An 8,182-nucleotide genomic window follows, 5' to 3' on the forward strand; every position below is an offset into this window, starting at 1 on the left:
CGGCGAGCTCGCCGCCCGCGACTACCTCGCGCTGGCCCTCTCCGGCCTGGCCCGGGAGACCGACATCGGCGTGGTCCAGTCGGTGCAGCGCCAGGTCCAGCTGGCCCTGAACGCCTACGTCGACCCGTCCTGGCGCGAGCAGGGCACGGCCCGCTGGGCCGAGGCCACCGAGCAGCAGCTGCGCGCCGCCGCCCCCGGCAGCGACCACCAGCTGACCTGGGCCCGCGCCCTCGCCTCGGTCGCCCGCACGGACCGCCAGCTCGACCTGCTGGCGGGCCTGCTGAACGGCACCCGGACGCTGGACGGCCTGGCCGTCGACACCGAGCTGCGCTGGACGCTGCTCTCCCGCCTGGTCGCCACCGGCCGCGCCGACGACAAGGCCATCGACGCCGAGCTGGCCCGCGACAACACCGCCGCCGGCCAGGAGCACGCCGCGAGCTGCCGCGCCGCCCGGCCGACCGCTGCCGCCAAGGCCGAGGCCTGGGCCTCCGTGGTCGAGTCCGACAAGCTCACCAACTACGTCCAGGACGCGGTGATCGGCGGTTTCCAGCAGCCCGACCAGCGCGAGCTGCTCGCCCCCTACAGCGCCAAGTACTTCACGGCGATCAAGGGCATCTGGGAGACCCGCAGCCACGAGATCTCGCAGCAGATCATCACCGGGCTGTACCCCTCCCTGCTGGTCGAGCAGAGCACCCTGGACGCCACCGACGCCTGGCTCAAGGCGGCCTCGCCCGCACCGGCGCTGCGGCGCATGGTGGTCGAGGCCCGCGCGGGCATCGAGCGCGCGCTCAAGGCCCAGGCCGTCGACCACGCGGCGGGCGCCCGGGCCCTGGGGCACTGACCCAGGGCCGCCAGCCAGGCACGTGGGGGGCGCGGGGATGCGCGGGGAGCTGCTCGAGAGACTCCGCACCTTTGTGGAGGGCTGATCGCGCAGTTCCCCGCGCCCCTGGGGGGTTGCAACTTGCCTACGGTGCACACCGGTTCGTGGGTGTGGGTTGCGCGCGCGGTTACCCGCTCCCCTGAGGGTGGTGCAACTTGCCTACGGTGCACGTCGATTCGTGGTGGGTTGCGCGCGCGGTCACCTTGTATGGGCGATCGGGGTCCTGGTGAGCCGGTAGCCGGACGGTGAAAGAGGTGCGGCCGGGGCGGGTCGAGAGTTCGACGCTGCCGTGGTGGGCCGTGCTGACGGCGCGGACGATGGCCAGGCCGAGGCCGGTGCTGCCGGTGGTTCTGGCCCGGGCCAGGTCGCCGCGGACGAAGCGTTCGAAGACCCGCTCCGCGAGCGCCGGTTCGATGCCGGGGCCGGTGTCCGTCACGGTCAGCCGGACCTGGCCGTCGCCACCGGATCCGGCCGAGAGCGCGAGCGTCACCCGGGTGCCCTCCGGGGTGTGGACGCGGGCGTTGGCCAGCAGGTTGGCCACCACCTGCCGCAGCCGGTCGGCGTCGCCCGTGACCAGCACCGGCTCCTCGGGCAGTTCCAGCTGCCAGCGGTGTCCCGGACCGGCGGCTCGGGCGTCGGCGGTGCAGTCCAGCGCCACCCGGGTCAGGTCCACCTCCGCCACGGCGAGCGGCCGCCCCGCGTCCAGCCGGGCCAGCAGCAGCAGGTCCTCGACGATCGCGCCCATCCGCTGCGCCTCCGCCTCGATCCGGGTGAGCGAGTGCCGTACCTCGGCCGGCACCGGGCCCGGGTGGCGCAGCGCCAGTTCGGCGTGGCCCCGGACCGCCGCCACCGGGGTGCGCAGTTCGTGACTGGCGTCGGCCGCGAAGGCCCGCAGCCGGTCCTCGACCGACTGCCGCCGGGCGAGCGCGTCCTCGACATGACCGAGCATCCGGTTGAGTGCGGCACCCACCCGCCCGACCTCGGTACCGAGGTCGTCGTCGGGCACCCGGACCGGCACGGCGACCTCGCCGCTGGCCAGCGGCAGCGCGCTCACCCGCTCGGCCGCACCGACCACCCGGTCCAGCGGGCGGAGCGAGACCCGGATCCAGAGCGCCCCCGCAACCCCCGTCGAGACCAGGGCCACCGCGAACACCACCAGCTCGATCGTCACCAGCCGGTGCACCGCGTCGTCCAGCGGGCGCAGCGGGAGCCCGGTGACCAGGACGTCGCCGTCCCGCCCGGCGACCGCTCTCAGCCGGTAGTCCGCGAGGCCGGACAGTCCGACGCTGCGGGCCGGGCCGCCGGCCGGCAGGGCGGCCAGGGCACGGCGGTCGCCGGCGGTCAGCGAGACCGTGTCGTCGGTGTCGGCGGCCACCGTACCCTCCGCCACCGCCGGATCGTCCGCGTCGCCGTCCACCACCCGGGCGGCGGTGACCGTGCCGTTCAGCAGCCGGGCACCGAAGGTCCCCGGGGCCTGGGCCCTGGTGTCGCCGCGGGCGGCACCTCCGGTCGAGGGTTCCGGGTGCTCCAGGCTGGCCGCGTACCGGCCACCGGTGTCGGCGAGCTGCTGGTCGAGCCGGTCGACCAGGAAGTGCCGCAGCGCCTGGGTGGTGGCCAGCCCGACGCCCGCGCAGGTGAGCAGCAGCAGCGCGAGCAGCCCGGCGATCAGGCGGGCCCGCAGGGTGCGCGGCACCGCCCGGCGGAGCGTGCGGGCCCGCTGTGCGTTCGGGCGGATCACTGCGGTGCCTTGATCACGTAGCCGGCGCCCCGGACCGTGTGGATCATCGGGGAACGGCCCAGGTCCACCTTCTTGCGCAGATAGCTGATGTACAGCTCGACCACGTGTGCCTGCCCGCCGAAGTCGTACGACCAGACCGCGTCGAGGATCTGCGCCTTGCTCACCACCTGCCGGGGGTGCTGCATCAGGTAGCGCAGCAGCCCGAACTCGGTGGGGCTGAGCTCCACCGCCTCGCCGCTGCGGAACACCTCCCTGGCCCGCTCGTCGAGCACCAGGTCTCCCAGGACCAGCGCGCCCTCCGGCACCTGCGGTCCGGTGGGCTGCGCGCGCCGGAGCAGGCTCCGCAGCCGGACCACGACCTCGGCCAGGCTGAACGGCTTGGTGACGTAGTCGTCGCCCCCGGCGGCCAGGCCGGCGATCCGGTCCTCGACGGCGTCCTTGGCGGTGAGGAACAGCACCCTGATCTCGGGTCGGGCGGCGTGGATCCGGCGCAGCACCTCCATCCCGTCGACGTCCGGCAGCATCATGTCGAGGACCACGGCGTCGGGCCGCCAGGCGTCCGCCTGCTCGACGGCCGACTGCCCGGCGGTGGCTCCGCGCGCCTCCCAGCCCTCGTAGCGGAGTGCCCCGCAGACCACCTCGATCAGGTCGGGTTCGTCGTCGACGACCAGGATCCGCCACGGGCGCCGCTCGGCACCGGCTGGGTTGTCCATGGGCACATCCTGGGGGTCGTCTCGTCACCGGTAGCTGCCATCCTGCCGCCTCGCGATGAGAATGCGGTGAGATCCACATCCGGCCCGAGGCTTGCGAAACCCTCGCTGAGCTGGCAGAACGTGGATTCCGGGCGGCTCGGTGGCCACCGTTTCAGAGGTAACTGAGAGCTTCCGGTGCCAGGGTTGCTGCCGAAGCAGCCCGGACGGCAAGGAGGTCCCCCGTGGCAGCGCTCTCCCCCGCCGACCGCAGGCCGCACGACCTGCCCCGACGTCCCCGGCGAACGCCCGGGCCCCGGTACTCGGCCTGGCTCCGGCAGCTGCCGGGCGAGGCCCTGCCGTCGGCCGTCCTGGCGGCGATCGCGCTCGGCGGCCTGGGCGTCCTCGCCCTGTGGTGGCGCGACACCCCGTGGGTCAGCGGCGCGTCCGAGTGGCTGACCGAGGCCGGCCGGATCACCGGCCTGCTGGCCGGGTACACCGCTCCCGTCCTGCTGCTGCTGATGGCCCGTATCCCGCTGCTGGAGCGCGAGTTGGGGGCGGACCGGCTGGCCCGCTGGCACGCCGCGGGCGGCCGCTACCTGGTCGGGCTGGTCTCGCTGCACGTCGTGACGATCGTCTACGGCTACGCGCTGACGGACCATCGGGGCCTGATCGGCGAGGGAGTCGAGATCGTCTTCCACTTCCCCGAAATGATCAAGGCCACCCTGGGCACGCTGCTCCTGCTCGGTACCGGCGCCCTCTCCGCCCGCGCCGCACGCCGTCGGCTGCGCCACGAGACCTGGCACTACCTCCACCTGGCCGGCTATCTGGCCGTGGCCCTCGGCTTCGGCCACCAGCTGGCCACCGGAGCCAGCCTCGGCGGCGGTCCGGGGCGCGCCGCCTGGTACGCGCTGTACCTCGGCACGGCGGCCCTGATCGGCTGGTACCGGCTGGCCGTGCCGTACCTGCGGGACCGGCGGCACCGGCTGCGGGTCGCCGAGGTACGCCCGGAGGGCCCCGGGGTGGTGTCGGTGTTCCTGGTCGGCGAGCGGCTGGCGGAGCTGCGGGCCGAGTCCGGGCAGTTCTTCCGGCTCCAGTTCCAGGCACCCGGCCTGCGCTGGGCCGCCAACCCGTACTCGCTCTCCGCTCCCCCGCAGCACGGCTTCCTGCGCTTCACCGTCAAGAACCTCGGCGACCACAGTGCGGCGGTGGCCGGGCTCCGGCCGGGCACCAGGGTCCGGGCCGAAGGCCCGTACGGTGCGTTCACGGCGCAGCGCCGACGTGGGCGCAGAGTGCTGCTGCTGGGCGTCGGGGTCGGGATCACCCCGCTGCGGGCCCTGTTCGAGACGCTGCCCGGCGAACCCGTCCTGGTCCAGCGTGCGCGGCGGCCCGAGGACCTGCTGTTCCGGGCGGAGCTGGCCGCCGTGGCCCGGGCCAGGGGCGCGCGGTACCACGAGCTGCTCGGCGGCCGGGAGCAGGTCGGCGACCTCGGCGGCGCGCTCCGGCGGCTGGTCCCCGACCTGGCCGGGCACGAGGTCTACCTGTGCGGCCCGGACGCTCTCACCGAGGAGGCCGTCCGGGCGCTGCGGGCCGCCGGGGTCCGCCGGTCCCGGATCCACCACGAGTCCTTCGCCCTCTGACCACCCACCGGACTTCCCGTCAGGAGCCCACCGTGCGACGCGCCGTCGTGACCAGTACCGCCACCGTGGCAGGGGTGATCCTGCTGCTCTCGCTCAAGCCCCACGCGGGTACGGCCACCACCGCCCAGGTGATCAGCACCGGCGGCGGGGCCGGCGCCACGGACTCCGCCGGTTCCGGCTCCGGCCCGAGTGCCGGTCCCGCATCCGGTGCGGGGGCGGGTTCCGGCGGCTCGCGGACCGTCACCGGCGATGCCGTCGACACCCGCTACGGACCGGTGCAGGTCCGGCTGTCGCTGAGCGGCGGGCGGATCAGCCGGATCGACGTCCTGCAGTACCCGGCCGGCAGCGGCCACGACCGGCGGATCAACGCCGACGCCCTGCCCACGCTCAACCAGGAGGCCATCGCCGCCCAGAGCGCGCAGATCGACGCCGTCTCCGGGGCGACGTACACCAGCGACGGCTACACCCGCTCCCTGCAGAGCGCGCTCGACAGGGCGGGGACCCGGTGAACCCCGCGGGCCCGGTGATCCGGCACGCCGAGCACGTCATGGGCACGGTGTTCTCCTTCGCCGTCCGCAGCACCGGGGCCGGGGCCGAGGTCGGGGTCGCGGAGGCACTCGGGCCGGTGGTCCGCCGGCTGCACCGGATCGACGAGGTCTTCTCGACCTACCGGCCGCAGAGCGACATCAGCCGGTTCGGCCGCGGGGAGCTCGCGCTCGCCCAGTGCGATCCGGCCGTGGCCGAGGTGCTGGAGCGGTGCCGCGAGGTCGCGGCCGAGACCGGCGGCTGGTTCACCGAACGGCCGGGCGGCCGACTGGACCCGAGCGGGTGGGTCAAGGGCTGGGCGGTCGAGGAGGCGTCCGAGCAGCTGCGGGCGGCCGGTTTCGTCCAGCACACCGTCACCGGGGGCGGTGACGTCCAGACCTGCGGCGGACCCTGGCGGATCGGTATCGCCGACCCGCTGCGGCCCGGCGCCGTCCTCGGCGTGCTGGCCGGCCACGACCTCGCCGTCGCCACCTCCGGGACGGCCGAGCGCGGTGCGCACATCGTGGATCCGCACACCGGCCGGCCGGCCACCGGTCTGCTCTCGCTCACCCTGGTCGGCCGCAGGCTCGCCCTGACCGACGCCCGGGCCACCGCGGCCTTCGCCATGGGCCCCGACCTCGGCCTCGCCTGGGCGGCCGGGCACCCCGAGGTGGAGGCGCTGGCCGTGCTCCCCGACGGCACCCGGCGCCGTACGCCCGGTTTCGCCTTCGCGCCGCCACCGGCCGGTTCGGCCGACCCGGCCCACCTCCCGTCCCTGGCGCTGCCCGGCCGGTCCTGAGGGGTGCACGGCGCCGGGCATCGCCCCGAGCCCGGCGCCGGGTCCGTGTTCAGGCCACGCCGGTCAGCTCGCGGGTGCCGGAGGCGATCCGGAACGTCTCCGCGAGCAGCCGGTAGGAGTCGATCCGGTCGGCGGGGTCGTGGGTGAGGGTGTTCACCACGAGCTCGTCCACTCCGTGGGCGGCCGCGAGCCGGCTGAGTTCCGCGTGCACCTGCTCCGGCGTACCGGACACCAGGGCAAGGCTGTTGTCGGCGGCCCGCTCCTCCTCCAGGGCGGTCCAGCGGTGCGCGCGGACCTCGGCGAGCGAGGGGAACGGCCGGTCGTCGCCGAGGTCCTTGCGGCTGCGCCAGAACAGGAAGCTCCGGGCCAGTTCGGCGGCCTTCGCCTCGGTCTCGGCCGTGACGACCCGGACGGCCAGCGCCCCGCGCGGCGGTGCGGCGTCGTCCGAGGGGAGTCGGTCGCCCGTCCGGTACGCGGTCAGCGCGGCCCGGCCGAGCGTGGGCCGCAGGAAGTGCGCGAAGGCGAACCGGGTGCCGAGGGCCGCGGCCAGCTCCGCCGATCCGCTGCCGGCCCCGAGCAGCCACAACTCCGGTGGGACATAGCCCTCGTAGGGCTCGGCCAGCAGCCGGGCCAGCTCGACCACCTTCTGCGGGAAGTTCTGCGCGGGTCCGCCGGCCCGTCCGATGCCGAGGTCGACCCGGCCCGGATGCAGGGCGGCGAGCACCCGGAACACCTCGGCGACCTTGTACGGGTCGTAGCGCGGCAGCAGCACACCGCCGGAGCCGATCCGCAGCCGGCGGGTCTCGCCGAGCAGGGCGGTGACCAGGATCTCCGGCGAAGTCCCGGCGAAGCTGGGGGAGTTGTGGTGTTCGGCGACCCAGTAGCGGTGGTAGCCGAGGCCGTCGGCGGCCCGCGCGACGTCGAGCGAGGCGCGCAGGGCGTCGGCCGGGGTGCCGTCGGCCGGCACCGGGGACTGGTCGAGGATGGAGAGCCGTAACGTCACTGTGCCGCTCCGTTCATGGTGGCCGGGATGATCCGGAAGTCGCGCTGGAAGACCAGGTTGTGCAGGTCGGCGGCGGCGATCGCGCGCAGCGTGGGGAGTTCGGCCGCCGCCTGCTCCGGGGTGAAGACGTTGAGCGGCCACTCGCGGACGGTGCCCCCCTGCAGGTGCGGGTGGTGGAAGCCGCGGCCGAAGAACGCCCTGATGACGATCGGGTTGATGCCGGTCGCCTGCTGCTCGGGCCAGGAGAGGGTCCAGAGCGCGTCGACGCCCTCGGCGAGCGAGCGGCGGATGCCGGTACCGGCCACCTCGCCGGTGCCGAGCAGCAGATGGGTGTTGATCTCCGCCAGGGCCTGCCGGGCATACGGGTCGAGCAGGTCGACGGCGGTGCCGAAGAGCCGTTCCTTGTCCTGGCGGCCGGCGGCGTCGCCGTGCAGGCCGTCCCGCAGATCGGCGAAGTGGCGCAGCAGCGCCTCGGCGTGGCCCGGCACGGTGGCGGTGTCCGGACCGGTGGTGCTGGTGGCGCTGTTCATGCTGCCCTCCGAGCGTAGGTGGTGCCCAGCCAGTGGCGGAGCGCGGGATCATTGAGGAAGGTTCCGTGCGGCATTCCCTCGAACTCCCGCATCTCGACGGGGACTTCAGCCGAGCGCAGCCGCCGGGCGTAGTCGCGGACGTCGTCGGCCACGGGGTCGAGGGTGCCGACCGCGAGTATCGCCGGGGCCACCCCGCCCAGGTCCTGGGCCTCGTACGGGGTGCTGTAGGCGACCGGGTGGCGGCGCCCGGTGCCCCGGTAGTCCTGCCAGGCGGCCAGCAGGCCGGCCCGGCTGGGGAACATCTCCGGATTCCGCCGGAAGGACTGCGCCCGGCAGGCCGGGTCCATCGGCGGGTAGGCCAGCACCTGGGCGGCGAGC

At 74.8% G+C, this 8,182-nt stretch carries 9 protein-coding genes; 4 read left to right on the forward strand and 5 right to left on the reverse strand.

The features are described from left to right. A partial coding sequence (locus UK12_RS30965; RefSeq protein WP_045306530.1) for an ERAP1-like C-terminal domain-containing protein occupies window positions 1–841 on the forward strand: 841 nt, incomplete at its 5' end. 166 nt (window positions 842–1,007) lie between these two features. On the opposite strand, the gene UK12_RS30970 is transcribed toward UK12_RS30965, so the two are convergent. Next, window positions 1,008–2,618, reverse strand: a complete 1,611-nt coding sequence (locus tag UK12_RS30970) for a sensor histidine kinase (protein WP_063838353.1) — start codon at window positions 2,616–2,618, stop codon at window positions 1,008–1,010. Beyond that, entirely contained in the window at window positions 2,615–3,331 is a 717-nt protein-coding gene (locus UK12_RS30975; protein WP_045306531.1) for a response regulator transcription factor, read from the reverse strand. Before UK12_RS30975 ends, UK12_RS30970 begins: the two co-directional genes overlap by 4 nt. Before the next feature lie 221 nt (window positions 3,332–3,552). On the opposite strand from UK12_RS30975, the gene UK12_RS30980 reads away from it, so the two are divergent. Genes UK12_RS30980 through UK12_RS30990 form a run of 3 tightly spaced genes read left to right on the forward strand, consistent with a single transcriptional unit; the run spans window position 3,553 to window position 6,271 of the window. Continuing rightward, on the forward strand, window positions 3,553–4,947 hold the full coding sequence (locus UK12_RS30980) for a ferredoxin reductase family protein (protein ID WP_197085314.1): 1,395 nt from the start codon (window positions 3,553–3,555) through the stop codon (window positions 4,945–4,947). Between the two features lie 32 nt (window positions 4,948–4,979). Further along, complete coding sequence (locus tag UK12_RS30985; protein WP_045306532.1) at window positions 4,980–5,456, forward strand: FMN-binding protein; 477 nt, start codon at window positions 4,980–4,982, stop codon at window positions 5,454–5,456. Beyond that, a complete protein-coding gene (locus UK12_RS30990; protein WP_197085315.1) occupies window positions 5,453–6,271 on the forward strand; it encodes an FAD:protein FMN transferase in 819 nt (272 codons plus the stop codon). The genes UK12_RS30985 and UK12_RS30990 overlap by 4 nt, the downstream gene beginning before the upstream one ends. 49 nt (window positions 6,272–6,320) lie before the next feature. Here the strand turns inward: UK12_RS30990 and UK12_RS30995 are convergent, their stop codons facing one another. The 3 genes from UK12_RS30995 to UK12_RS31005 form a co-directional block, all read right to left on the reverse strand. Next, window positions 6,321–7,274 (reverse strand): LLM class flavin-dependent oxidoreductase, encoded by a 954-nt coding sequence (locus tag UK12_RS30995; RefSeq protein ID WP_045306533.1) that lies wholly within the window; start codon window positions 7,272–7,274, stop codon window positions 6,321–6,323. Further along, window positions 7,271–7,804, reverse strand: coding sequence for a hypothetical protein (locus tag UK12_RS31000; protein WP_045306534.1), 534 nt, complete (start codon window positions 7,802–7,804; stop codon window positions 7,271–7,273). Before UK12_RS31000 ends, UK12_RS30995 begins: the two co-directional genes overlap by 4 nt. Then, window positions 7,801–8,182 (reverse strand): alpha/beta hydrolase fold domain-containing protein (locus tag UK12_RS31005; RefSeq protein ID WP_045306535.1); only part of this gene is annotated, 382 nt, incomplete at its 5' end. The genes UK12_RS31000 and UK12_RS31005, both read right to left, overlap by 4 nt.

Source organism: Saccharothrix sp. ST-888 (assembly GCF_000955975.1).
Taxonomy (GTDB): Bacteria; Actinomycetota; Actinomycetes; order Streptomycetales; family Streptomycetaceae; genus Kitasatospora.

Bases quoted from the DNA above. Each gene is read 5' to 3' on its own strand.
- UK12_RS30975 (WP_045306531.1), bottom strand. From the start codon at position 3,331: ATGGACAACCCAGCCGGTGCCGAGCGGCGCCCGTGGCGGATCCTGGTC.
- UK12_RS31000 (WP_045306534.1), bottom strand. From the start codon at position 7,804: ATGAACAGCGCCACCAGCACCACCGGTCCGGACACCGCCACCGTGCCG.